Genomic DNA, 24,244 nt, shown 5'->3' with positions numbered 1-24,244 from the left:
ATGTACAAAGTTTTTTCCAACGTAGTAATCTTAGCATTAATCTTTAACTTTGCGCCTGCTCAAAAGGCGACTGCACAGAAGTTTGGTCATTTTGACTCAGAATTTGTCTTAAATAAGATGCCTGACTATGCCGAAAAGCAGAAGGAAATCGAAGCTTTGGCAGGCACTTATGACAAAGAGGTACGGAGTTTGTATGATGAGTTAGAAAAGATGCGTGCGGAACTAAGAGCAAGTGAGGTACTTCTGACTCCTGAAATGAAAAAAGATAGGGAGAAGGCTATCCAGGATAAACAGGGAGAAGCGTTAAAGAAATACACCGAGCTCTTTGGGTATGACGGACTCTACTATAAAAAAATAGACGAGCTAGTACTTCCACTAAGAAACAAAGTAAACCAAGCTGTGGAGGTGGTAGCGAGAAGATATGGATTAGATTATTTGTTTGACAAGGCCGAAAGTATCGGTATGATTTACACAAATCAAGTCCATGACTACACTGAGTTCATATTAGAAGAATTAGGTTTAAAACAAGAACAAGGAAACTGAAACATTAAAATAGAGGAATCATGAATCGTAAATTATTGGTGATGATAGTAGCACTTTTTATGTATGGTGCTGCTCAGGCTCAGGATTTTAAAATTGGATATACATATATCGATTTTATCGTATACAACATGCCTGAGATGGTGGGTATTAGATCTGAAGTAAAGACTTTTGAAGACCAGTTGACATCACAGGCACAAGCAAAAAGAGCTACACTACAGACTAAAGTAAACGAGCTTCAGCAAATGGCGCAGCAGCCAAATGCTAGTCAGGCGGCATTACAGGCTAAAGATGCTGAGGTAAGAAAAATGGACTCAGACTTTCAGACTTGGAGTGCACAAGCACAACAGTCTTTAGTAGCTAAAGAATCTTCTCTGATGAATCCAGTATTTACTAAGGTTCAAACGGCTATTGAAGAGGTACGTAAGGAATTAGGTTATAAGATCATCCTTAATATGAGAACTTCGTCTAATGATGGTATCGTTTTGGCCGCTGAGGAAGACTTGAACGTAACTGAAAAGGTATTTGAAAAGCTAGGGGTACCAATGCCGACCACTCCGAATCCTTCAGATCCAAATGCTGTTGATACTGGAAACGGAAACTAAGAATTAGTATTTATTCATAATCAAACCTCTTCCTTGGAAGAGGTTTTTTTATTTTGGCACTATGAAGATTCCTCAGTTTTTGAAAGTAGGTGATGAAGTTGCCATTGTGGCTACTGCGAAACGACTTGAGAAGGACATTTCTGAAGGGATCAACACATTAGAAAAGTGGGGACTAAAGGTCAAAGTAGGAAAGAGCGTTCATAATCAACATGGCTATTTTGCAGGTTCGGATGAAGAAAGAATTCATGACCTACAGAGTGCACTTGATGACCCTTCGATAAAGGCGATCGTTTTTGCCCGTGGGGGTTACGGCACCACCAGAATTCTTGATCAAATTGATTTTACCTCATATCTAAGTCAACCCAAGTGGATTGTAGGCTTTAGTGACTTAACAAGCATTTTGCTACTCTCATCTGTACTGGAAGTCCCTAGTGTGCATGGTCCTGTTGCCCTGACTATAGGTAGGGACGAAGTTTCAGATAACAAACTGAAGGATTTGCTGTTCGGTGAGCTTGACTTTGATATTCCATTGCTTGAATCAAACCACACCAAAGAAGGTAATTGCTCAGGAAAGGTTGTTGGTGGAAACCTGTCTTTGATTTATGAATCAATAGGCAGCTCAAATGAAATAGAGACAGATGGGAATATCCTCTTCTTAGAAGAGGTGAGCGAAGAGATGTATGCTGTGGATAGAATGATGAATAAACTGAGAAGATCTGGAAAACTTGAAGACATTTCTGGGGTGATCATTGGAAGCTTTACTAGCATCTCTGATTCACAATCCTATTTTAAAGAAAGTGTAGAAGAATTACTTTTAAAGTACTTCGGTCACCTGGACATACCTGTGGCTTTTGGTTTGGAAGCCGGGCATGAAAAGCGCAATTACCCCTTAATCTTGGGTATGAATTGTGAAGTGATACTCTCCAAGAATCAAATATCAATTAAGTATATCAGATAAGAAAGCCAGCCAGAAGCCCAGCCAGAATAATAAAAGGAGGGGGGATTTTAGTTAGGGTGAGTAACAGAAACGTTCCTGCTACAACAGAAACATCCATGACCGAGCCTTGTATCGGTTGGAAGAGAATGTAAGCCGCAGCGGCCACCATCCCAGAACTGGCAGCATTGATACCCTCAAGTGAAGCACGAACCACTCGATAAGTCTTTAAACTGTCCCAAAACCTGATCACAAAGAAGATCAGAAAGGTACCGGGTAAGAATATACCACAGGCAGATACAAATCCAGCTAGTATTTGTCCTCCAATGCCAAGATCTCTTACAGAGAGTGCTCCAACGAAAGAACTTACAGAGAAGACAGGTCCAGGAACAGTCTGTACAAGACCTAAGCCGGAAAGGAACTCTTCTGAAGAAAGGTATCCTTTGAACTCTACGAATTCAGTATTTAGAAACGGGATTAAGACCTGGCCACCACCAAAGATCAAACTTCCATTACGATAAAAGTTCTCAAACAGCAATACAAAACGATCTTGAGTGAAAGCACCTAATAGTGCTGCAGCCACTAATACAAGTCCCCAGAGTGTGAAATTCCCCCATTTGATTTTGACCTTCTCCTTGATCGCAATCTCTTGTTTTTTGTATTTGAATGCAGTGATCGTTCCAGCAATTACCAATACAATTGGTAAGGCAGCAGGTGTAGATATAAAGTAAGTCACGACTGCTGATAGGATCATCAATACCACAGCCGTCTTAGTGTTAATTACTTTCTTTGCAATGGTGAAGGCCCCATAGCTAATGAATCCCACGGCCATGGGCTGAATGAATTTTGTGAATTCAAGACTGAGATTTTTGGTTTGGTAAGAATTGATGAGAATAGCAGCGGTGGTCATAATAGTTACTGCAGGTATCATCCAAACGAGAAGCGTGAGGTAGGCTAATTTGGCTCCCCCAATCCTAAATCCTATTGCTGTTATGGTCTGAGTAGAGGTAGGGCCAGGAAGAATCTGGCAAAGTGCATTCAACTCTATTAAATCAGCTTCCGTGAGATAGCCTCGTTTTTCCACCATCACTTTGATAAACATAGCGACATGTGCCTGAGGCCCCCCAAAAGCACTGATGGCAAGGAGCATCACATCTTTGAGGAATATGAAATACCGAATTCTCTTAATCGCCATGATTAAGAATTACTTTTTGCTAAGACCGATTTCGGCTAATCGCTGTTGCAAGAACTGGCCAGCCGTGATGTCATCATACAGTTTTGGGCTGTCTTCGTCAATACAATTTGGAAGCACGGTCAAATCCATATCCGACCTAGGGTGCATAAAGAATGGGATGGAGAACCTGGACGTTTTCATCAACTCTTTAGGAGGATTTACCACTCTGTGAATAGTAGACTTAAGTTTATTATTGGTATGCCTTGAGAGCATATCGCCTACATTAACAATAATTTGATCAGGCAGTGCTGTAATGGGTATCCATTTATTATCACGTCTGAGTACTTGTAACCCGTCTGCACTGGCACCCATCAGAAGGGTAATCAGGTTAATATCACCATGCTCTGCAGCTCTAACGGCATCAGCAGGCACCTCATCAGGGTTTTCTATTGGGAAATAGTGGATAGGCCTTAGAATACTATTTCCATTGTGAACTTTGTCATCAAAGTAGTTTTCATCCAGTCCTAGATAGATGGCAATCGCTTGAAGCATTTTAATGCCGGTTGCCTCTAGCGTTTGGTATACTTCCAAGCCAATTTTTTCAAGTTCGGGCAGTTCTTTTGGCCAGATATTATCAGGATACTCATTTCTGATAGCATCACCATCAGTTACTTCCTGGCCTATATGATAAAATTCCTTCAAATCGCCCGTTGTGCGGCCTTTGGCATGTTCTTTTCCCTTGCCAATGTACCCGCGCTGACCAGCTAGTTCGGGAATTTCATATTGTTGCTTCACTTCATCTGACAACCCAAAGAAGGCTTGTATGGTGGAGTAAAGCTTGGCAGTCATTTCATCAGTCAAGCCATGATTTTTAATAGCCACAAAACCGATATTATTGTAAGCTTCACCAAGGGCCTGAACGAATGCGGCCTTTTTTTCTGGATTTCCGCTAGTGAAATCTGCAAGGTCCAAAGAGGGGACTTCATCGTATAATTTCGTACTCATTTTTCTATCGGTTTAGTCCGAAATTAATAATTAAATGGGAGAATTAATCACTCAAAACCACTTTGAGTATGTTAAGCGATTTGATTTCTCGTAGGCTATCAGAGTGAATGCGGTAGAACTTTATGATATGGTCTAAGACCTCTCTTCTGAAATAATTTGTCATATTAACTTGACAACCGTAATTGTCGGAAATCAACTGGTTTATGAATTCCTTTTCACCTTCGAGCGTACTAAAGTGAAACCCCGATTCGCTCAATTGATGGATAAAGTCTTCAGCACTCCCGGGTCCAAAACCGAGGTATTGGGTAGCCTTTAAAAGTAATTGTAAATGGAAATTGGATACATTCTCATGAAGGTGATCGAAGAGCTCTAGCGAATGAAAGAGGAAGTCGAACATGTCATTATTTTCTGACTCTTCCCTGAGGATTTTTCCAAAAATCTCTGTTATGAAAATCCCGATGGTTCTTTTTAATGGGTCAAAAGGAATTTCAGAAAAGGATTTGGCGAATTTAGCCTCTGAGATGCGCTGAATGTCTTTTCCTGGTTTTTGGTAAACGACCATATCCAATAGCGAAAGGGGTTGGTACATGGCGATTTTTCCTTTTGATCTTTGGCTCCTGACACCGTTAATGATGTAGGACTGCATACCGTAATCTCGCGTGAATATTTTAACAATGATGGAAGTCTCTTTAAACTTCACAGCACTGAAAACGATACCTTTTGTATGAAACAGCATTAGATCACAACAATTTTACCCACGAAGGTTTCTGAACCATCAGCATTTGAACTGAAAAGAAGATATACTCCTGATTTTACTCTATTTCCATTACTATCTCTTGCATTCCATAGCGATGTACTTCCGTTCGATCGCACTTCTCTAACAAGTTTTCCAGATACATCTGTGATCTTAACAAAGGCATTATTCGCTAGGCCGTTGATGACTATATTTCCTTGAAAAGAAGGATTGACAGGGTTGGGATAGATTTCCACATTTACATGTTGCTCGGTCCCCAAGGTGGCATCACTTCTAAATGATACAGTACCCTTGTCTGTGCCTATGAACAATTCTCCTGAAGAAGGGTCCATGAATAATGAGTTGATTTGGTTAGAGGGGAGTGGGCTATTAGCGAATGTAAAGTGATAGATAAGCTCTTCGCCTGTTTCGCTAAAAAGCCAAAGTCCATTATCTCTTGTGCCAAACCACTTACGGTTCGCTGGGTCGATAACAACTTGGGTAATAAACTCATCTCTAAGTAGCAGACGGTTTTCAAAAATAGGAACGTTAGCTGTTAGTGATCGGTTTTCAAGGACGATGGAAGGGTTAGGAAAGAATGCGATTCCCTGGTTGGTACCAACCCAAAGGAATAAGTTTTGATCGATTGCCATGTCAGTGACTTCGGAACCTGGAAGTCCGCCCTGACCACCATTTGTGTTAAGGCTTCTGGTTCTATTGCTTGTTTCATCAAAAACCACAATTCCTCCCCCTCTGGCGGGATCGATACTCATCCATTTATTGCCATCAGGTGCTATGAACAGGTCAACTGGGAACCTACCTAGTGTGGTGGGCAATGCAAAGCCCGTCCATTCATTTAATGTTGTATTCAACGAATAAAGTGAAGTCGATCTATCAGGTGTTGCTACCCATAGTCTATCACCATCTTGGCTGGCCAGAGCCGAAATATCATAGGAACCATTCTGAAAAGTAGGAGGGTTTCCACCAGTCACAGTTTCAATGAGGCTTTCAGAATTATCAATCGCATTACCTCCAAAAAACACTCCTTGGTCGAATGACGAAAACAAAGGTGCGGATATGTTGCCTTTATTGACCACACCAAATTCAAGGTCGGTCAAATTACCGATCGAGTTGCCAATATTATCTCTGGGTTTAAAGAAAGTCCAGGTTTGTGTTTCCAGGTCAAACTGTGAAATGGCAGCACTAGACTTCTCATCAATCCAATAGATACTATTCTCAAAAGCAGCTGGCTTGAGTAAAATATCAGCACCTGGACCTGCTGGTTTGAGACTACTGGGTGGCGTGCTAAGGGTGTTATACCTAAGTAAGCCTTGATCAGAACTCCCCAACCAAATTTGATTATTGAATTGCTCTAAACCTGTAAATTCCTGCTCACTCTCAGCATCAAGTTGTTTTGAAAATCCATTACCGTCATCAAGCCAGAGCGCAGTTTCCGTAAGTACAAATAGAGTGGAAGCATCAGGTAAATTAAGCTCGACTATGGGTTGATTAAAATTCTGACCGAAGGTCCAAGTTCCGGTGCCATATGAGAATACATCAGCATCAGCACTTGCGTAAATCGAATTACCAGATTGGACAATGTATTGAAAGGGAATCCCAGTCAAGGTCCTCTTCCAGTTATTAAAATCCTGTCTATTTATATTTTCGGCCAGACTTGCTGATAGAATTCCACTATTAGTGGCGGCATAAATGCTATCATTAGCGAATGCCGTTTGATAGACAATGAGCTCGGTTCCATTAGGGCCTAAGTTTTGGTAAGATTCGGTGATTTCATTTCTTGAAAGATCGTAAACCACTATCCCTAAGTCACCAGAGATGTAGAGTTGATCATCAAACTTCTGAACATCCCGGAGTCGTTTGTCAACGGTAGTTTCGGCCTCACTGATTGTGGTTATGGTTTCGACCTGCCCATTAGACCAGAAGTCAATATTTCCGTTTTGGTATGCGATAATAAGTTGATCATTGTCGGGATTGAAATAAATGGTACCAATTCCTACTCCTGATAAGCCAGTATTCTTGTTAATTAGATTAAGGCTGTTGTCTTCCAGGTCATAATAGAAAATGGCATTTTCTGTGGCAGCGAAGACTTTATTATCTCCACTGGTGACTTCTTTCACATTTGAATAACTGAAGTGCGTTCTCCAGCCTAGAATGGGAATGTTGTTTTGGGCAATGGATGGATTGGCGATAAGAAAAGCCCAAAGCATTAAGCCAACAGTAACTGGAAGACTATTGCTCTTTTTTATCAAGCTTTTCCTTTTGTCCTTCATAGAAGTATTTCCTGTTTCGGGCCTCATAAATGTCGGTTTCCCCTAATTCAACGGTTTTTTCAGAATCCGTAAGCTTGTAAGAGAACGATGCTAATGAACCACTTATGGCACAAATCGCATGAAGTTTAGTGACAAATTCTGCAATCGCTAAGAGATAAGGCATTGGACCAAAGGGTTTTCCACTGGCATCCATATCTAGGCCAGCTACAATCACCCGTTTTCCACTGTTGGCTAACTTTCGGCTTACATCCACGATTTGCTCATCAAAGAACTGAGCCTCATCTATTCCTATCACATCACTATCTCCAGCCAACAATAGTATATCTGAAGCAAATTGAACCGGGGTCGAACGAATAGCTGTCTTATTATGAGACACTACATCTTCATCGTCATATCGGGTATCTAGCGCTGGCTTAAAGATTTCTACATTTTGCTTGGCAATCGTAGCTCTTCTAAGTCTTCGGATGAGCTCCTCAGTTTTACCAGAAAACATACAACCACAGATCACCTCTATACTTCCAGAGGTATGCTCGCCTGCGATCTTTGATTGTGGTTCTAAAAACATTAGTCTGTATAAGTCATATGTGGAAATTTATTGATTTCCGCCACGCTAATTTCTAAGTCTCCTTTGCAACTGTTTTGACAAGCAAGCCTTTCATTGCTCTTCAGTTTCCCAAGCGTTCTGAACTTAGTTTCGGCTTCTGTGTCGGGGCCAAAACTCTCCAAGCCTGAATGTACAACCATTTTGCAAGTAGTGCACCGACCTTTTGCTCCACAAGCATGCATCCAGTCAATACCAGCATTGTGAATGTCATTCAATATGCTAGCCGAATCTTCGTTAGCTAGGATGACTTTATTGTTCAGATTTCGAATCAGGATTTTGGGCATAATGCTTAATTTACAAATCAAAAGAAATAAGCGATGCGCTACAAGTTAAAGCACGAAGCAGTCAGTGAAATAAGTGAATTAATTGGACATGATATAGTGAGCCAGTCTTTCCAAACCTTCGATAAAATTGACGGGGAAAGATTGATATCATTAACCAATTCAAGACAAGTTAATTCCTTTATTATCCGATCGCTTTTCAATCAATGGAGAGGCGAGGTTGAAAGACTTGAAAGCCCTTATTTCGATTTCAATCATGAAAGAGTGAAAGAGGCGCTAAAGGCGTTTATGAATGTGTTGTCCAATCACATAAGCATTGATAAAGAACACCTGACACCACTACTTGTCAAAGCCATAGAAGATGCTATTCTCATCTCTTTTGAGCCAAAAGGCTATCTGGAGAGTATCCTGGATCGAATCGAGAAACCTCAAGATTTTAGGCTCCAATTCAAGTATATAAAGACTAATCGAGACTTGTTTAAAAGTTTGATTGATAAGATTGGTGATTTTGATACCAAGGCGAGCATTATGATTTCTTATGATGCACTAGACGTTGCACAACTTGAAACCGTTGATGCGAATGAGTTTCTACAAAAGCTAGGTGCTGAAAGCCGAATAGAGGAACTCTTCCAGGCAATTGAAGAACCCAAATCGGAGCCAATTATTGAGGAACCTGTTGTAGTGGAAGAGCCAGTAATCACAAACGAAGAGCCAGCTGTTGACCAAGATCAGCCTGTGACCATTAATGATAAGTTTGACCCTCAGCAAAAGGGTATGACTTTGGCTGAAAAGCTACAGCGCAAGATGAACCAGTCGATAGAGTCTTCCTTGACTCTGAATGAAAAGTTCATGTTCCAAAACAACCTGTTTGGAGGTGATAATGCACAAATGCGAGAGGCCTTTGCCAGCGTTGATCAGGCAGTTGATCTTAATGATGCACTGAATCGAGCAAATGCTTTTAACACTGGATGGGATATGGACAGTGAAGAAGTAGAAGCCTTTATGAACGTTTTAGAAAGACGTTTCGCCTAACTAACCTCTCATTAAGACCTGCGTACGGTGCATATCAATCTTGAGCAGCACAAAGAGCATAATTGTAAAAGACCAAAGGGATGATCCACCATAGCTAAAGAATGGCAAGGGTATGCCTACAACTGGGAATAACCCAATGGTCATGGCGATATTAATCGTGAAGTGAAAGAAAATGATTCCCGCTACGCTATAGCCATAGATTCTTGCAAACTGTGATTTTTGGCGCTCAGCGATAAAAACTATCCGCATCATTAAGGCTATAAATAAGGCAATGATAAATGCACTGCCCAGCCAGCCATGCTCTTCAGCTAGTGTACTAAAAATAAAATCGGTGCTCTGCTCGGGCACAAAGTCAAACTTGGTTTGTGTACCGTCCAGAAATCCTTTTCCGGCAAATCCCCCTGAACCAATAGCGATTTTACTTTGGTTCAAATTGTACCCGGCACCTTGCGGATCGATGATATCTGGATAAAAGATTACCAAGATTCGGTCTCTTTGATACTTTGGTAAAACTTCTTCGAAGGCATAATTAAAGCCACTGGCAAAACCAATGCTTGCCCCAACAATGAGAAGGGTAAGCAGAATATTCTTCAAGGACTTTGAAGTGAGTAAGACCCAAATCACACCAATCGACCCTAGTATAATGGCGATTTGATCAATCGGCAATACAATGGCAAGTACTCCGATAATCACCATCGACAAGCCAGCAATTAAATAGATTGGAGGCAGTCCTTCTCTGAATATCGGAATCACAAACGAGAAAAAAATCAGTGATGAACCCAGATCCGGTTGAAGCATGATAAGACATACCGGAAAAAGCATAATGAGAAGCGAGGTCATCTGACTCTTGAATTCTGTCAGCTTTACGCTGTTGGTAGAAATGTATCTGCCTAATAAAAGAGCGGTGGCAAACTTGGTAAATTCTGAGGGTTGCAATCTGAACGACCCAAACTGAAACCAAGCCTTTGCTCCATTTATCTCTTTTCCAACAATGACCACAGCGATCAGTAGGAGAATGAAAATACCGTAAAGTAGGGGTGCTATGGACTCATAGATTCTGAAATCCAGCAGAAGAATGATGATGATTAGAATAACGGAAGAACCAATGAAAAGAAGTTGCCTGCCCGAATTTATACTGAAGTCCAGTATGCTTAAATCGGCTACAGGGTCGTAAATGGAGGCATAGATATTAAACCATCCCAGTGTGATTAGAATAAGGTATAAAAAGACCGTAAGCCAATCTAAGTTTGCAAAAAATCCGCCTTCTCTGCTCAATTCTGCTTACCGTCTAGAAAATCACCCTTCAATACATATTCTTCGCGCTTCCACCAACCGTGTTTGATATAACCGCGAAGATGTTTTTCTATCAATAGACTAGCTGTGCAAGCGGCAGCTCTACCGCCATACCCAGAGTTTTCTACATAAACTGCGATCGCAATTTTTGGATTTTCTCGAGGAGCGAAGGCTATGAAAACAGAGTGATCAGGCGTTTCATCCTTAAGGCCATTCTCAGCGGTTCCAGTTTTACCAATTATCTCAATATCATTGATGATCGCTCTGGGTGCAGTTTCGGCCATCACTGATGCCATTGCGTCAATTACCACCGGATAGTAATCCTTTCCTTTACCTGGTTCCTTCTTCTCGAACTGTAATAATTCCACTTTGCCATCTTTCTCAAACCCCTTTACTAAATGAGGTTTATAGTAATGACCCCTGTTTGCAATAATAGCTGCTACGTTGGCCATTTGCACAGGAGTTACCAGTAACTCGCCTTGCCCAATTGAAAGTGAGGCTACATTAGAATACTTCCATGGCTTATTGTCGTATAATCTGTCATAGTAAGAAGCGTCAGGAACTAACCCATTCTCTTCTCCTGGAATGTCAATACCGGTAGGCTGACCAAAGCCAAATCGCCTGATACCATCCGCCCATCTATCCATACCTATTTCAGAGTCCTTGTAAGTATTTGGGTCTATTTCTCTGTTAACTACTCTCCGCATTAACTCATAGAAATAATTATTTGATGATTTGGCTATTCCTTTCTTTACATCATAGTAACCAGGAGGTGCGTGATCACCAATGCTGAGCGTATCACAATAAATTTGTTCGGTAGGTGTGGTAACCCCTTCATCAAGGGCTATTAATGCTTGTACAGTTTTGAAAATTGAACCAGCAGGATATTGAGCCATGGTTGCTCTATTGAACAATGGTGCTGTCGTGTCATTTTTGATAATGTCGAAATTCTCTCCAAAATTCTTTCCAGTTAATAAGTTGGGGTCGTAAGAGGGTGCCGAAGCCATTACCAAGATTTCACCCGTGGAAGGTTCAATCGCTACAACACTACCTCGCTTGCCAGCCAGTAATTTTTCAGCATATTCTTGAAGTTCCAGATCAAGGGTTGTTAATAGGTTTTGTCCTGGAACAGAAACCGTGTCAATAGCACCCCCTTTATAAGATCCCTTATCTATACCTTGAACATTGACCATCTTATAACTCACGCCTCTTTCTCCGCGAAGTCGAGGTTCGTAGTATTCTTCAAGACCGGTGATACCTATGTAGTCACCGGCCCTATAGCCAGAGGTATCTTTGTCTAATTGTGACTGACTTATTTCACCTATGTATCCCAGCTCGTTGGCCAGTACAGGTTTTGAATACTTTCTAACTGTTCTCGGGTTTACATAGAATCCATTGAACTTATAAAGCTGATCTTGAATCTTGGCATACTTCTCATGTGAGATTTTCTTCAGGAAAACCGATGGTTTTACTCTCGAATAGCGCTTTGTTCTTGTGATATTCTCATCAAACTCATCTCTGGTAATATCGAACAGCTTACAGAACTCAGTTGTGTCTGATATTTGTACGTCCCGGGGCACAACCATAAGGTCATAGATGGGCTCATTATAAACGATGAGCTCATTATTCCGATCGTATATCAAACCTCTAAAAGGATACTCCACGATCCTCTGAAGGATGTTTCGTTCAGCCTTGGTCCTGTAGGTGTCATCTGCTACCTGCAAGGCAAAGAGGCGCACTAAAAAGACGAGTCCTATGAAAATGAAGAAAATTTGTATGATGTATCGTCTATTCTCCAACATGGCCTACCTCGCTTTTGAATAGAAAAGATATTGTAGAATAACCACAAAAAAAAGAGTAATCACTGTGGTAATCAGTGCTTTGGACAAAATCATCCAAAAAAGCCCGGTGTTGCCCGCCTCTATAAATAAGACAGTTAAAGAATAAACCAAAACTAAGGGAAGGGCATACACGATAAACCAGCCTAAACCATAATTGGGAATTGTGGGTAGATAGTTGACTTCATATCCACTTCTAGGAGTATTGACGTTTAACCAATAGGGTTTTAGAAACATTATTAATACGCCAGCGGCTGCATGGATACCGATGGTCTGGTAAAAGAGATCGATTACCAGTCCTAGGATCAAGGCGATCAGCATACCCAAGCCTATACTCAATTCTCTTGGTAGGCTGAGCAGAAACAATAAATAGATGAAGCAAAACCCCAAATTGAAGAAAACGAAGTTTCTGAAAACAAATACCTGAAGCGGTACCAGAATAACCAAGCTAACAATCAATATGAGTATGTTCCTGTTCACTGAATGTCTAAGGGGTTAGTATTACTTAATGAATCTTGCTCAGGTTTTCTGATATTCTCAATTACGTATACGTAGGAAAGCCTTCCAAAATCAACGCTCAAATCGACATCAACATCCAAGTAAGTATTGTTTGCATCTCGCTGACTACTCTTGACGGTACCTATGATCAGATTTTTTGGAAAGACCGCATTGAAGCTTGAAGTTACTATAGTGTCGCCCACTTGCATATTGACATCTGGTGTGATGAACAAGAGCTTGGCCACTTTTGGGTCGACACCATCCCATTGAACGGTTCCAATTCTATCCGAGTTTTTGTGCTTAGCTGAGAAAGAGTTCCGCGTATTCAAAAGAGAAATCCCCTCGGCATAATTCTTCGATGCATATCGAATTTTACCTACAACACCACTAGGACTGACGACACCCATTTCCGCTTTTATTCCATCTTTAGTTCCCTTGTTAATCATAAAGAAGTTGTTGGCCATGCGGATATTATTCCTGACAATTTCTGCAGACCTCAGCACATACTCTAATGAATCCGTACTGTCGGATTCAATGGTATAATTGCTCAAAGAGTCAATCGAGATACCTGGTTTGGAAAGCAGTAGTTCGCGAAGTCTGGCGTTCTCTTCAGCCAACTCACGGTTTACTCTTCTCAAGCCGAAATACTCCCCAATGTTGTCCGATGATTCAGTGATAGACCCAATCAGACCGTTAGAAGATTTCAAATAGGCACTTCGCTGGTAGTCATTGTTTGAGACAATAAGCGAGATGCATATCAACTCCAGAAAAAGAAAGATGAAAAATGCTCGGTATTTAACTAGAAAGGCGAGTAGCTGCCCCATTCATTTTTAAGTCATTAGTACCGTTCGATACGAATCAATGTTCTTCAAAGACTCACCCGTTCCTCTTACAACCGCTCTTAATGGATCATCTGCAATGTGGATAGGGAGTTTAGTCTTAAGCGCTAGTCTTTTGTCAAGGCCTTTGAGCATTGCACCACCACCTGTAAGGTAAATACCTCTGTCATAAATATCAGCAGAAAGCTCTGGTGGGGAAATCTCCAAGGCCTTAAGCACTGCTTCTTCGATTTTCGAAACAGACTTGTCCAAAGCAAATGCAATTTCGGAATATGAGATCTTAATCACCTTAGGAATACCCGTCATCAAATCTCTACCTCTGATTTCGTAATCTTCTGGCGGATCTTCAAGTTCAGTTAGGGCAGAACCGATAGCTATTTTAACTTTCTCGGCAGAACGCTCACCAATAAGGAGGTTATGTTGCCTTCTCATATAGTCAAGAATATCTTTGGTGAAAGTATCACCAGCAACGCGAATTGACTGATCACAGACAATTCCACTCAATGCGATTACAGCAATCTCAGTGGTACCACCCCCGATATCTACAATCATAGATCCAACAGGCTCATCTATCTTAATTCCAGTACCGATAGCCGCAGCGATCGGCTCATATATCATATAGACTTCTTTAGCATTGGCATGTTCGGCTGAATCTCGTACTGCACGTTTTTCCACTTCAGTGATTCCAGAAGGAATGCAAATCACCATGCGGTGAGAAGACGGCATAAAGCTTCTCTTTTTAAGGTCGATCATTTTGATCATCCCTTTGATCATCATTTCAGCAGCTTCGAAATCGGCAATTACACCGTCTTTCAATGGCCTAATGGTTTTGATATTGTCATGTGTTTTTTCGTGCATGTTCATCGCGTCTTTGCCGATGGCTAACACCTTGTTGGTATTTCTATCGATGGCAATGATGGATGGCTCGTCTACTACGATTTTGTCCTTGTGAATGATCAGTGTATTTGCTGTTCCAAGGTCAATGGCAATGTCACTTGTTAGGAAGTCGAAAAAACCCATTTAAGATAGTCTCCTTGTATTTTAATGAAAGAACTAAAGTAACGAATTACTTATTAATTCTTATGCTATGTAAATTAATGTTTAAAGTGCCTGGTGCCCGTAAATACCATGGCCATACTGTGATCGTCACAGAAGTTAATTGACAGTTCGTCCTTAATGGAACCGCCTGGTTGAATAACGGCTGAGATACCCTCTCCGTGTGCTATTTCAACACAATCAGGAAAAGGGAAGAAAGCGTCTGATGCCATCACTGAGCCATTAAGGTCAAACCCAAATGACTTGGCCTTTTCAATCGCTTGTCTGAGCGCATCTACTCTTGAAGTTTGTCCAACACCGCTGGCTAAAAGCTGACCGTCTTTGGCCAGTACAATGGTATTAGATTTGGTGTGCTTGCAGATTTTAGATGCAAACTCAAGCGCTTCTTTTTCAGTAGTAGTTACATCCTTTTTGGTTACCAGCTTGAAATCGGCTGATTTATCCGAAACCAAATCTCTGTCCTGAACAATTACGCCATTCAATAGGCTCTTGAATTGTTTCTGTGCTGTCAGGTTTTGCTTCTTAACGAGTAGTACCCTATTCTTTTTGCTTTTGAGCAATTCCAAGGCATCATCATTGAAACCAGGTGCAATCAATACTTCAAAAAAGAGCTTGTGCATTTCTTCAGCCGCTGCAAGGTCTACCACTTGGTTGGTAACTAATACCCCTCCAAAGGCACTCACAGTGTCAGCCGCAAAAGCCCTTAAATAAGCGTCTTTTACATCGTTACCTGTTGCCATACCGCAGGCATTCGTATGCTTCAGTATAGCGAAGGCATTGTCACTATTGTCAAACTCCTCGATGAGCGAAACAGCCGCATCAATGTCAACTAGATTATTGTAGGAAAGCTCCTTGCCATTTAGTTGATCGAAAAGGTCGTTCAATGGCCCAAAGAATTGCCCTGCTTGGTGAGGGTTTTCTCCGTAGCGCAATTGCTTGCCTGTACGCTCACTTACTTTGAATTTGTCTAGCCCTTCGTCCTGATTAAAGTAATTGAAGATGGCACTGTCGTAGTGAGATGAAATATCAAATGATTCAGCCGCGAACTTTCTTCGATCTGAAAGGTCAGATGAACAGTCTTTTTCGCTCAACAAAGTCTCCAATGCCGGATATTGCTCTCTAGAAGAAACGATCAGTACGTCCTTGAAATTTTTTGCAGCCGCTCTGATTAGCGAAATTCCTCCAATATCGATTTTCTCCACAATGTCTTGCTCTGGAGCTCCAGAAGCCACTGTTTCTTCGAAGGGATAAAGATCAACAATGACCAAATCAATACTTGGAATTTCAAATTCGGATGCCTGCCCTTGATCCCCTTCGTGATCCCTTCTGTAAAGAATTCCTCCGAAGATTTTTGGGTGTAATGTTTTTACGCGGCCACCGAAAATAGATGGGTAGCTAGTCAAGTCCTCAACGGGTATCACTTCGGCACCTTGATCTTCGATGAATTTCTGTGTGCCACCGGTAGAATAAATGGTTACTCCATTCGCCTTCAGAAGGTCGATAATTGGAGCGAGATTATCCTTGTAAAATACTGATACTAAAGCGGATTTGATTTTTATTTGCGACATGTTGGAGGGGTAAAAACCGAAGTCGCAAAACTAGGAATTTTATATGGATTTCCGAATTACTTCAGCCACGACTTTCGGATAATTTTCGTGCTCCAAACGCAATACTTTTTTAGCTATTTCTTCGGCAGAATCTGAGCTGTCAATAGCACAAGAAGCCTGGGCAATGATTTGACCCTCGTCATAGTTTTCGTTTACGAAGTGTATAGTTATTCCAGATTCAGATTCTTCAGCGGCCTTTACTGCCTTGTGCACATTCATACCATACATGCCTTGTCCTCCAAATTTGGGAAGAAGAGCGGGGTGAATATTGAAGATACGATCGGGATAAGCCTTTACCAGACTATCGGGGATTAATAGCATGAAACCGGCCAAAACAATGAATTCAATCTGTTCCTTCTCTAAAATACCCAGAATTGATTCTCCCGTTTTCCAATAGGTACGATTATAGACATGGTGAGGAATATCGAACCGATTGGCTCTTTCTATTACGCCTGCAGACTTATTATTAGTAAAGATAGAAGTGATCTCTATTTCTGGATCGTTTTGAAAGTATTCAAAAAACTTTTCAGCATTAGATCCGCTACCTGAAGCGAAAATCGAAATTCTTTTCTTACTCATATCCAAATCATACTAATGACACCTAAAAGCATGATGACTTTACTCAAAGTGCTCAACTGATGATAGGCTTTGACAGTGTCTGCTTTTATGAGCCCAAAGATCAGAAAAATTAAGGCAACAGTCAGCGTAATGGGTAGAATCATGGAGATATGGCTGATCATCAAGAATACGGTTGTGAGAAAGCCTGCGGCTATGACATAGATGATCCATTTAGTTTTGGCTATTCCAAAGACTATTGGCACCGTTCTGCAGCCAAAGCGCTCATCGCCCTTCATGTCTTCCATGTCCTTTATTATCTCGCGGATAAGGGTAATGAAAGCGGCAAAAACTGCGTAGCACAGGATCAGATACTTTTTATCACCAAAGTACTCACTTACCAGAATCAATGTTGTTCCTGTCAAAAGGGCAATAGAGAGGTTTCCGACAAACGGAAGTCTCTTCAGTTGATTTGAATAGAGCCATAAGAGAAAAGAGGCCCCAAAGTTGATTATGCCGATTGTTATCGAGAGGCTAAAACCCATAGCCACTGCTCCGAGATTCAAGGCAGTATGTCCCGCAATCACCCACCTACGCTTCAAGTCCTTCCCTACAACAACGCGCTGTGGTTTGTTGATCAAGTCGATTTTTACATCGTAATAATCATTGATTAGATAGCCTGCACCTGTAATCATTACCGTTGAAGAAACGAGCAGAAAGAAGCCTTTATCGGTCAATGTCTGATACCAATTCTCTGCACCACCAATTAAAAAAATAGCGGTTAGGTATTGCGTAAGCGCAACCATAAAGAGGTTAAAACCCCTAACAAGCTTCAGGTAATTAAAAACCAGTGATTTGGAATTGGTAATGCTTTGCATTGCTCCTATGTACGGTGCAAAGCTAAACCTGTTTGGCTAATTATAGCGATTTGTGCGAGCCATCACAGAAAGTACCGTTGCCTGAGTGCTTGCATGCGCACCACGATACCGTCTTAGCTTCTTCAAATACTACTTTCTCAGGGCTGAATGACGAACCTTTGTGCTTGCCATCGCAAAATGGCTGATTATCACTCTTTCCGCAGGTGCACCAAAAATAGGTGCCTGCTTCCATTTCTAGTCTTATGGGTGCTTTTTGAGGTATTTCAGGAGTTTCCATATTCAAAAAACCGAGAGAAGAGAGAATTGTTCTATTCTTGATAGTAATCGATAATATTCTGCGAAATCATACGATAAATTTCGGCCACATTAGGATCATTAGATAGGGATTCAAACTGTTTGTCTAAAGTTTCCATATCACCTCTAATAGCCGGCCCTGTTTGCGCATTATCCGGCCCAATGTCGAAGGATTTATTCAATGTTTCTGCAATCAAGGGCTTGAGCAAGTCAAAGTCAAGATCGTTGGAATCTAAAATACCCTTTGATATGGTAAACATATGGTTGGTGAAGTTGCAGGCAAAGACGGCCGATAGGTGAATGACCTTTCGCTGATTGCTATTGAGTACATGAACGGAGTGGCTTATGCTGTTTCCGATTGCTCTAAGAAGTTCGATAGTCTCTTGTGATTCTCCCTCGATACATATTGGAATATCAGTAAGGTCCGTGCTTTTGCCTTTGCTGAAAGTTTGAAGTGGATAAAAAACACCAATGTTGTGGGTTTGAGCATAGCCTAAAGCATTTAAAGGTATTGTTCCAGATGTGTGAACAAGGGTAGCATTTTGAGGCAGTTTTAACTGCTGAGCCACTTCCTCAATGCTATCGTCTGAAATGGCCATCAAAAATAGATTGGCATCAACACCTGACAGATCCAATGAATCCCCAGTAGATGCGTTAAAATAGTCCATAGCAAACTTTTCTGCCTTGGTAATGTCACGATCATAGATATGACGGATCACGTGGCCACCATTTTCCAAGGTTCTGGCTAATTGCCATGCTACGTTCCCAGTTCCAAGAATTCCAATTCTTTGGCTTTTCATTGCTCGCTAATCTATGAATTATTTTAAGGCAACTGCATCTATGGCCTCAACCAATCTTTCCATGTCATATTTCTTGGTATAAACATGGGGAGTGATTCTTGGACCGTTTACCTTCTCCCATTTAATAGGGCTTGTATGAATCTTATGCGTGCGGAATAATGCATTATGTACTGGTCCGGCATCCATCCCTTCTATACCAAAGTTAAAGAGAGCTCCACTGAGGCTGGGTTTTGTACTGGTATAGAATTTTACTTTATCAATGTCTTTGACTTGATCGATCCAGAACTGCTTTAAATACTTTAAGCGTGCTGCTTTTCTCGCTGCTCCTATGGCATTGTGAAAGTCAATGGCTGAGCCAATAGCCTGCTCTATAGCGAAAGAACGGGTTCCAATATTTTCAAACTTCCGGATATTATCGATTTGATTTTCGGGCGAAGCCAGTAGAGGCCAAACATCCTTGATTCTTTCCTTCCTAATGTAGAGCAAACCTGTGCCAAAAGGGGCACATAGCCATTTGTGAAGACTGGTGCCAAAAAAGTCACAACCTAAATCAGAGATTTTGAAGTCTAAATGTGCGAAAGTATGGGCACCATCTACTATTGAATAGATATTGTTGGCTTTGGCAAGCGCACATAGCGCTTTAGCCGGCATAATATGGCCCGTCCAGTTGATCATATGTGTTATATGAAAAACTTTAGTTCTCGTAGTGATTGCTTCTTTGAACTTCTCAATAACTTCATCGTCACTTTCCATCGGAATATCAAAGTCTAACCACCTAAGGACAATTCCGTCCCGTTTTTCTCGCTGCTTCCAGGCATTGATCATATTAGGGTAGTCATACTTGGTCAGGACCACCTCATCGCCTGCTTTCAAATTAAGACCGAAGATTACGGTGTTAATCGCTTCAGTGGTGTTACGATTGATGGCCAACTCCTCTTGGCTCACACCAGCTAAGGTGGCTAATTTAGTCCTCAGTGGTTCTCGACCCTGATCCAGAATCCTCCACATATAATAGGAGGGAGCTTCATTGGCATAAGTGTAGTACCGATTGGCCGCATCTTGGACTACTTTCGGCTGTGGACTTACGCCACCATTATTCAGGTTGATGATTTGATTAGATGCAGTATAGGCTTGTTGTATTCTTGACCAGAGCTCTTCGTCTTGAGCGGCAGCTTCTGGTGTCATAATCCTTAATTCACGGAAGGCATCTGCGATATCTGCAGCTATTGATTTCTGAAAGAGAGAACCGATAGAAAGCGTTCCTGCTGTCAGAAAGGTCTTTCGGATAAAAGATCTACGATTGTTCATTGGAGTCGAATTGTCTTCAACTCAAATTAGTCAAATTAGGGTAGAACAGAAATGGCTATTATGCGAAGCCCTTGTCGCGCATTTTGGCAAACTCTACATAGCGTCTTCTAGTGGCTATGATAAATCCTATGATCATGACCACCGTTCCAATCCAAAGTATATTGATCTGTGGCTTTTCTAAAGATTGAATAATGATGTAGTCTTTTTGGGCCGTCTGAATGCTGAATTCTACTGAGCCATCTTCTGGGTTAATGCTTTCGAAAATGATTCTGGAAGCAATTTCCTGATTCATAAGTGTCGGTCTTCTCAAAAAGCCATTCTGAATGACATACAATGGCTGGAGCTTATAATTGTTTCCACCCTCAGCAAAGACGGTAATATCAGCTCTAACGGCTACATCTTTGGGGCTTAAGTCTGCAAATGTCACACTTGGAATCCTCTCAAAGCCATCATAAATCGCTACATAATCATTGATAAAGAACCTCTGACCAATAGAATCTACTTTGACAATTTCTTTCTCGCTCCATTGGGTGAACTCATCCTCAAAATCATTACTCAACGCCACATAGGTATAGATATCTCTATTCCATTGCTTCTTGATATCGGGCGAAACGATGGTTTGACCCATGTTTTCGTTTTTCTGAGTCCTAGGGTAAAGCGTGAATTGTTTTCCTGATGTGAGATGGGTGTACTCTACCTCGTGGTATGTGTTCTCTGGGGTCCTAAAATAGAGTGTATCACCAAGAGCTGCATACTTAATACCCTCTTGAATTATGGGTTGGATGGCTACTTTGTAATGAGGATCATTTGTTTCTGCCAAAAGTGATTTTTTAATATAGCCAGGTATTCCTCTAGCGCTCAGCCCTTCGCTTTTATAAAGTAATTGATAACCGGCCACAGGCTTTGGATCATTCAAAAACAGAATGACCATATTATTATTTTGCTCCTCTGTCAAATCGTTGCTAATCCTTCTGGTCAAGTTCTTTGATAGCACTCTCGAATACCCTTCGGAGAACATAATGCCTATCAGCATCATAGCAATACCAATGTGGGCTACAGACCCGCCAGTTAATTTATAACTACGTGATTTAATAAGACTCAGGAAAATCTTACTGTTAGAAACAATGGAGTAGATACCTGCGACTAGTATTACAATGTATACGGGATCATAGATTTTAGCAGATGTGAATATTAAAGCAGAAAGTATCAGGGATATGATTACCGGAAGCGCCAAAGCTGATTTGAGTTTGGCCTTGTCCATCTTCTGCCAGAAGAAAAACTGCCCAGTTCCGGATAAGATGGCAATCGCGATTGCAAACCAGAGTTGCCATTGAGAGTAGAACTGGATTTGATCAGCAGGTGGTGCTAAAGTGGACAAGCCTCCAAAAGCCTCAACAATCTTATTGAAAACAGGAAAGGAGGTAGGTACAATCACCTGAAATGCCATCAAGCAGAGCGTTAATGCACCAATGAAGATCCAGAACTCTCTTGAGTATGTTGAAGCTTCTTTTTCCGAAGTTGGAATATGTTTCCATCTGACAGCTGCTAAAACAATAGCACCAATCACGAATACAAATAGATACACTAATAACTGTCCGGAAAGTCCAAGGTCAGTAAAGGAGTGCACGGAGGCATTACCCAAGATTCCACTTCTGGTTAAAAAGGTGGCATAAAGAATCAATAAGAAAGTAGAGATTACCAAGACAATCGATGTCTTCAAGGCGGTCTCACTTTTCTTAAATACAATCATGGTGTGCATACTCGCAATGAGTATCAACCATGGTACATAAACCGCATTCTCCACCGGATCCCAGTTCCAATAGCCCCCGAAGTTTAGTGTTTCATAGGCCCAGTAACCTCCCATGATAATCGCGGTTCCTAGAATTACCCCACCGAAGATTGTCCAGGGTAGTGCCGGCCTTATCCAATCTGTAAAATCCTTTCGCCAAAGACCTGCAATACAGAATGAGAAGGGTACCAATGTTAATGCAAAACCTAGAAAGGTCATTGGTGGATGTATCACCATCCAATAGTTCTGGAGCAATGGATTGAGCCCTGTGCCATCTTCAGGAACGAAATTCGGATTGATTAAAAACCTCGCATCGCTCAATACATCTCTGAGTAGTATGAAAGGAGAGCTTCCCAATTTGAAATCTCCTATAACGATTCCCAAGATCATCGAAGTTAGGAACACCTGAACTAAGGCGAACACTGTCATGACAGGGGCTTCCCATTTCTTATTGGTTCCAATAAGTACAAAGCCTAAAAGTGCATTCCAGAGTGTCCAAATAAGAAAGCTTCCTTCTTGGCCTTCCCAGAAACAAGCAATCATATAATGAACAGCCAGATTTACAGATGAGTGACTCCAGGCGTAATGGTATTCAAAATTGTGATTATAGATAATCAAAAAGAGCGTGACGGCCGCGGCTATTACAGCCACACCATGCGCAATAAAAATCTTTCTCCCAAAGCTAACCCAGGAGTCTTTTCCTATTTCATTATTGAGGGCTGCTTTACCATAAGCGAAGGTGGCCAGAATTGAAGCAACAAAAGAGATGATTACAAATATGTGTCCTGCGTTGCCTATGCCGAGGTTTATAGTTTGGGTCTCCATGCTTATGGATTTGGTTAGGGGTAGTAATCTTGATGATTATACTAAAGAGTAGTCTCCTCGTACTTTGAAGGACATTTCAAAAGGACCTTGTCTGCCATAAAGCGATCATTCTTATATCCTCCGATAACAACTACTTTTTCGGAGTTTAAAAGGTCTGATGGCATTGGGCTGTTTAAGAAAACCGTCTGCTCCTTGTTGTTCTCGTCAACGAGTACAAACTCTACAGATAGTCGGTCGGCACTTGGCTGAACTCCGACAATTTGGCCTGCACTGTTTTTCTTTAATTCTCCGACAACATGAATCGAACCTGTGTTACCAGTTTCCGACATTGAATAAGCCTCTTCGAAGGTTACATAGGAGCTTGCACTACTAGAGGTGGAGATAATAACAGCTATGGCTATAGCAATGACAACAATACCTATTAGACTTGATTTTTTCATAATCTCCTCTTTTTAGTTTTCAAGGCCAAAAGTAAGACACAAACGGCTAAGAATTAACCTTTTCACCAAAAACCTCATCTTCCATTTTAGACAGTTTTCGGTCTATTCTTACGGCATAGAAGGTTATGCCCAAAAAGATGATAATAATCACCCCAACGACTACATAGATTTTGCCATTCTCGCGCATTCTATCCGCCATGTCGACACTCTTATTTTCGTAGTCATTCTGAGTGATTTCGTGTTTCTCACCAGCTTTAACTTTGTCCAAATCCACTTGTGAAAAAACAGGTGCACATAGTAATAACATCAGGGCAAAAACAATTTTCTTCATCTCAATTTTCTTCTAGTGCTTTTTCAATTCTTTTATATCTAACCCTGAGTTCAGCTAACCAAACTCCCATCAACGTCCAACCAATTACTGCAGGATAAAGAACCATCTTCAATTTGTCATCAGAGTCGAAGAAGTTAAGGGCTGGGTTTCCACCATTTCCTGGATGCAATGAACTCTCAGCCATTCTTGGCAGAATAAAGAGCAGAGGTATCATAGCGGCATAGGCGAAAATGCTATAAACGCTACTGATTCGAGCTCTTTGTTGCTCATCTTGGAGAGAGTTTCGTAGTACTAAGTAGGCTAGGTATATCAATAGACAAATAGCCGCTGCGTTCTGTTTCGGGTCTCCACTCCACCATTCAGACCAGGTGAACTTGGCCCAGAGCATACCCGTCAACAAGCCTAGAATGCAGAAGAGTATGCCGGCTTTGGCTAACTCTACAGACTTCAAATCGAAATCTAGTTTACCAGTTCGGAGGTACTTGATTGAATAAACAACAGATCCTGTCAACATGATGATCATACCAAACCACATGGGCACGTGGAAATGAAGGTTACGAATAGTCTCGTTTAGAATTGCCAATCTTGGGACATCAAGTAAGAGTCCACTAACAATTGTGTATAAGATTAATATAACGGCTAGTACTTTCCACCAGACTTTTTTCATACATGGACTTTATGGTCTGTTCTTTTG

General features: G+C 41.3%; 25 protein-coding genes. 4 read left to right on the top strand and 21 right to left on the bottom strand.

What is annotated here, in order from left to right:
* The 3 genes from BFP97_RS13835 (at position 1) to BFP97_RS13825 (ending at position 2,103) form a co-directional block, all read left to right on the top strand.
* Positions 1-543: an OmpH family outer membrane protein gene (locus tag BFP97_RS13835; protein ID WP_069842989.1), complete on the top strand. Its 543-nt coding sequence runs from the start codon at positions 1-3 to the stop codon at positions 541-543.
* A gap of 20 nt (positions 544-563) precedes the next feature.
* The gene (locus tag BFP97_RS13830) at positions 564-1,145 is read left to right on the top strand and encodes an OmpH family outer membrane protein (RefSeq protein WP_083262568.1); all 582 of its coding nucleotides are present in this window, start codon (positions 564-566) and stop codon (positions 1,143-1,145) included.
* Positions 1,146-1,206: 61 nt separating this feature from the next.
* Entirely contained in the window at positions 1,207-2,103 is an 897-nt protein-coding gene (locus tag BFP97_RS13825; RefSeq protein WP_069842987.1) for an LD-carboxypeptidase, read from the top strand.
* Here BFP97_RS13825 and chrA read toward each other — a convergent pair.
* Genes chrA through BFP97_RS13795 form a run of 6 tightly spaced genes read right to left on the bottom strand, consistent with a single transcriptional unit; the run spans position 2,096 to position 8,170 of the window.
* Complete coding sequence (gene chrA, locus BFP97_RS13820) at positions 2,096-3,274, bottom strand: chromate efflux transporter (protein WP_069842986.1); 1,179 nt, start codon at positions 3,272-3,274, stop codon at positions 2,096-2,098. The two genes, BFP97_RS13825 and chrA, sit on opposite strands and share 8 nt — an antisense overlap.
* Before the next feature lie 9 nt (positions 3,275-3,283).
* Positions 3,284-4,258 carry an isopenicillin N synthase family dioxygenase gene (locus BFP97_RS13815; protein WP_069842985.1) on the bottom strand — a complete coding sequence of 325 codons (975 nt, stop codon included), beginning with the start codon at positions 4,256-4,258 and terminating at the stop codon, positions 3,284-3,286.
* Between the two features lie 43 nt (positions 4,259-4,301).
* Positions 4,302-4,994, bottom strand: a complete 693-nt coding sequence (gene recO / locus BFP97_RS13810; RefSeq protein ID WP_069842984.1) for a DNA repair protein RecO — start codon at positions 4,992-4,994, stop codon at positions 4,302-4,304.
* Complete coding sequence (locus tag BFP97_RS13805) at positions 4,994-7,261, bottom strand: T9SS type A sorting domain-containing protein (protein WP_221406609.1); 2,268 nt, start codon at positions 7,259-7,261, stop codon at positions 4,994-4,996. The genes recO and BFP97_RS13805 overlap by 1 nt, the downstream gene beginning before the upstream one ends.
* Positions 7,242-7,847, bottom strand: coding sequence for a thymidine kinase (locus BFP97_RS13800; RefSeq protein WP_069842982.1), 606 nt, complete (start codon positions 7,845-7,847; stop codon positions 7,242-7,244). Before BFP97_RS13800 ends, BFP97_RS13805 begins: the two co-directional genes overlap by 20 nt.
* A complete protein-coding gene (locus BFP97_RS13795) occupies positions 7,847-8,170 on the bottom strand; it encodes a 2Fe-2S iron-sulfur cluster-binding protein (RefSeq protein ID WP_069842981.1) in 324 nt (107 codons plus the stop codon). The genes BFP97_RS13800 and BFP97_RS13795 overlap by 1 nt, the downstream gene beginning before the upstream one ends.
* Positions 8,171-8,203: 33 nt before the next feature.
* Between BFP97_RS13795 and BFP97_RS13790 the strand changes: the two genes are divergently transcribed.
* Positions 8,204-9,199 carry a hypothetical protein gene (locus BFP97_RS13790; protein ID WP_069842980.1) on the top strand — a complete coding sequence of 332 codons (996 nt, stop codon included), beginning with the start codon at positions 8,204-8,206 and terminating at the stop codon, positions 9,197-9,199.
* Here BFP97_RS13790 and rodA read toward each other — a convergent pair whose 3' ends face one another.
* The 15 genes from rodA to ccsA (BFP97_RS13720) form a co-directional block, all read right to left on the bottom strand.
* Complete coding sequence (gene rodA / locus BFP97_RS13785) at positions 9,200-10,474, bottom strand: rod shape-determining protein RodA (protein WP_069842979.1); 1,275 nt, start codon at positions 10,472-10,474, stop codon at positions 9,200-9,202.
* Entirely contained in the window at positions 10,471-12,294 is a 1,824-nt protein-coding gene (gene mrdA / locus BFP97_RS13780; RefSeq protein WP_069842978.1) for a penicillin-binding protein 2, read from the bottom strand. Before mrdA ends, rodA begins: the two co-directional genes overlap by 4 nt.
* A gap of 3 nt (positions 12,295-12,297) precedes the next feature.
* A complete protein-coding gene (locus BFP97_RS13775) occupies positions 12,298-12,810 on the bottom strand; it encodes a hypothetical protein (RefSeq protein ID WP_069842977.1) in 513 nt (170 codons plus the stop codon).
* Entirely contained in the window at positions 12,807-13,652 is an 846-nt protein-coding gene (gene mreC / locus BFP97_RS13770; RefSeq protein WP_069842976.1) for a rod shape-determining protein MreC, read from the bottom strand. The genes BFP97_RS13775 and mreC overlap by 4 nt, the downstream gene beginning before the upstream one ends.
* A gap of 6 nt (positions 13,653-13,658) precedes the next feature.
* Positions 13,659-14,687 carry a rod shape-determining protein gene (locus BFP97_RS13765; protein WP_069842975.1) on the bottom strand — a complete coding sequence of 343 codons (1,029 nt, stop codon included), beginning with the start codon at positions 14,685-14,687 and terminating at the stop codon, positions 13,659-13,661.
* 74 nt (positions 14,688-14,761) lie between these two features.
* Positions 14,762-16,291 carry a bifunctional phosphoribosylaminoimidazolecarboxamide formyltransferase/IMP cyclohydrolase gene (gene purH / locus BFP97_RS13760; protein WP_069842974.1) on the bottom strand — a complete coding sequence of 510 codons (1,530 nt, stop codon included), beginning with the start codon at positions 16,289-16,291 and terminating at the stop codon, positions 14,762-14,764.
* A 39-nt stretch (positions 16,292-16,330) separates the two neighbouring features.
* A complete protein-coding gene (locus BFP97_RS13755) occupies positions 16,331-16,909 on the bottom strand; it encodes a phosphoribosylglycinamide formyltransferase (protein WP_069842973.1) in 579 nt (192 codons plus the stop codon).
* Positions 16,906-17,763: a geranylgeranylglycerol-phosphate geranylgeranyltransferase gene (locus BFP97_RS13750; protein WP_069842972.1), complete on the bottom strand. Its 858-nt coding sequence runs from the start codon at positions 17,761-17,763 to the stop codon at positions 16,906-16,908. The genes BFP97_RS13755 and BFP97_RS13750 overlap by 4 nt, the downstream gene beginning before the upstream one ends.
* A 40-nt stretch (positions 17,764-17,803) precedes the next feature.
* Entirely contained in the window at positions 17,804-18,040 is a 237-nt protein-coding gene (locus BFP97_RS20270; protein WP_083262566.1) for a CDGSH iron-sulfur domain-containing protein, read from the bottom strand.
* Between the two features lie 31 nt (positions 18,041-18,071).
* The gene (locus BFP97_RS13745; protein ID WP_069842971.1) at positions 18,072-18,857 is read right to left on the bottom strand and encodes a Rossmann-like and DUF2520 domain-containing protein; all 786 of its coding nucleotides are present in this window, start codon (positions 18,855-18,857) and stop codon (positions 18,072-18,074) included.
* Positions 18,858-18,875: 18 nt separating this feature from the next.
* Positions 18,876-20,165, bottom strand: coding sequence for an aminotransferase class V-fold PLP-dependent enzyme (locus tag BFP97_RS13740; RefSeq protein ID WP_069842970.1), 1,290 nt, complete (start codon positions 20,163-20,165; stop codon positions 18,876-18,878).
* 58 nt (positions 20,166-20,223) lie between these two features.
* A complete protein-coding gene (gene ccsA / locus BFP97_RS13735; protein ID WP_069842969.1) occupies positions 20,224-22,779 on the bottom strand; it encodes a cytochrome c biogenesis protein CcsA in 2,556 nt (851 codons plus the stop codon).
* Between the two features lie 41 nt (positions 22,780-22,820).
* Positions 22,821-23,219, bottom strand: a complete 399-nt coding sequence (locus tag BFP97_RS13730) for a cytochrome c maturation protein CcmE (protein ID WP_069842968.1) — start codon at positions 23,217-23,219, stop codon at positions 22,821-22,823.
* A 46-nt stretch (positions 23,220-23,265) separates the two neighbouring features.
* Positions 23,266-23,550, bottom strand: a complete 285-nt coding sequence (locus BFP97_RS13725; protein ID WP_221406608.1) for a CcmD family protein — start codon at positions 23,548-23,550, stop codon at positions 23,266-23,268.
* Position 23,551: 1 nt separating this feature from the next.
* Positions 23,552-24,217, bottom strand: coding sequence for a cytochrome c biogenesis protein CcsA (gene ccsA, locus BFP97_RS13720; RefSeq protein ID WP_069842967.1), 666 nt, complete (start codon positions 24,215-24,217; stop codon positions 23,552-23,554).
* Between the last annotated feature and the right edge of the window lie 27 nt (positions 24,218-24,244).

The sequence above is a fragment of the Roseivirga sp. 4D4 genome (genome assembly GCF_001747095.1).
Taxonomy (GTDB): domain Bacteria; phylum Bacteroidota; class Bacteroidia; order Cytophagales; family Cyclobacteriaceae; genus Roseivirga.
The sequence above is the reverse complement of the archived record's forward strand: the minus strand, read 5'-3'. Positions and strand labels throughout refer to the sequence as shown.

Bases quoted from the DNA above. Each gene is read 5' to 3' on its own strand.
- BFP97_RS13835 (WP_069842989.1), top strand. From the start codon at position 1: ATGTACAAAGTTTTTTCCAACGTAGTAATCTTAGCATTAATCTTTAAC.
- BFP97_RS13830 (WP_083262568.1), top strand. From the start codon at position 564: ATGAATCGTAAATTATTGGTGATGATAGTAGCACTTTTTATGTATGGT.
- BFP97_RS13825 (WP_069842987.1), top strand. From the start codon at position 1,207: ATGAAGATTCCTCAGTTTTTGAAAGTAGGTGATGAAGTTGCCATTGTG.
- chrA (WP_069842986.1), bottom strand. From the start codon at position 3,274: ATGGCGATTAAGAGAATTCGGTATTTCATATTCCTCAAAGATGTGATG.
- BFP97_RS13815 (WP_069842985.1), bottom strand. From the start codon at position 4,258: ATGAGTACGAAATTATACGATGAAGTCCCCTCTTTGGACCTTGCAGAT.
- recO (WP_069842984.1), bottom strand. From the start codon at position 4,994: ATGCTGTTTCATACAAAAGGTATCGTTTTCAGTGCTGTGAAGTTTAAA.
- BFP97_RS13800 (WP_069842982.1), bottom strand. From the start codon at position 7,847: ATGTTTTTAGAACCACAATCAAAGATCGCAGGCGAGCATACCTCTGGA.
- BFP97_RS13795 (WP_069842981.1), bottom strand. From the start codon at position 8,170: ATGCCCAAAATCCTGATTCGAAATCTGAACAATAAAGTCATCCTAGCT.
- BFP97_RS13790 (WP_069842980.1), top strand. From the start codon at position 8,204: ATGCGCTACAAGTTAAAGCACGAAGCAGTCAGTGAAATAAGTGAATTA.
- mrdA (WP_069842978.1), bottom strand. From the start codon at position 12,294: ATGTTGGAGAATAGACGATACATCATACAAATTTTCTTCATTTTCATA.
- mreC (WP_069842976.1), bottom strand. From the start codon at position 13,652: ATGGGGCAGCTACTCGCCTTTCTAGTTAAATACCGAGCATTTTTCATC.
- BFP97_RS13765 (WP_069842975.1), bottom strand. From the start codon at position 14,687: ATGGGTTTTTTCGACTTCCTAACAAGTGACATTGCCATTGACCTTGGA.
- purH (WP_069842974.1), bottom strand. From the start codon at position 16,291: ATGTCGCAAATAAAAATCAAATCCGCTTTAGTATCAGTATTTTACAAG.
- BFP97_RS13755 (WP_069842973.1), bottom strand. From the start codon at position 16,909: ATGAGTAAGAAAAGAATTTCGATTTTCGCTTCAGGTAGCGGATCTAAT.
- BFP97_RS13750 (WP_069842972.1), bottom strand. From the start codon at position 17,763: ATGCAAAGCATTACCAATTCCAAATCACTGGTTTTTAATTACCTGAAG.
- BFP97_RS20270 (WP_083262566.1), bottom strand. From the start codon at position 18,040: ATGGAAACTCCTGAAATACCTCAAAAAGCACCCATAAGACTAGAAATG.
- BFP97_RS13745 (WP_069842971.1), bottom strand. From the start codon at position 18,857: ATGAAAAGCCAAAGAATTGGAATTCTTGGAACTGGGAACGTAGCATGG.
- BFP97_RS13740 (WP_069842970.1), bottom strand. From the start codon at position 20,165: ATGAACAATCGTAGATCTTTTATCCGAAAGACCTTTCTGACAGCAGGA.
- ccsA (WP_069842969.1), bottom strand. From the start codon at position 22,779: ATGGAGACCCAAACTATAAACCTCGGCATAGGCAACGCAGGACACATA.
- BFP97_RS13730 (WP_069842968.1), bottom strand. From the start codon at position 23,219: ATGAAAAAATCAAGTCTAATAGGTATTGTTGTCATTGCTATAGCCATA.
- BFP97_RS13725 (WP_221406608.1), bottom strand. From the start codon at position 23,550: ATGAAGAAAATTGTTTTTGCCCTGATGTTATTACTATGTGCACCTGTT.
- ccsA (WP_069842967.1), bottom strand. From the start codon at position 24,217: ATGAAAAAAGTCTGGTGGAAAGTACTAGCCGTTATATTAATCTTATAC.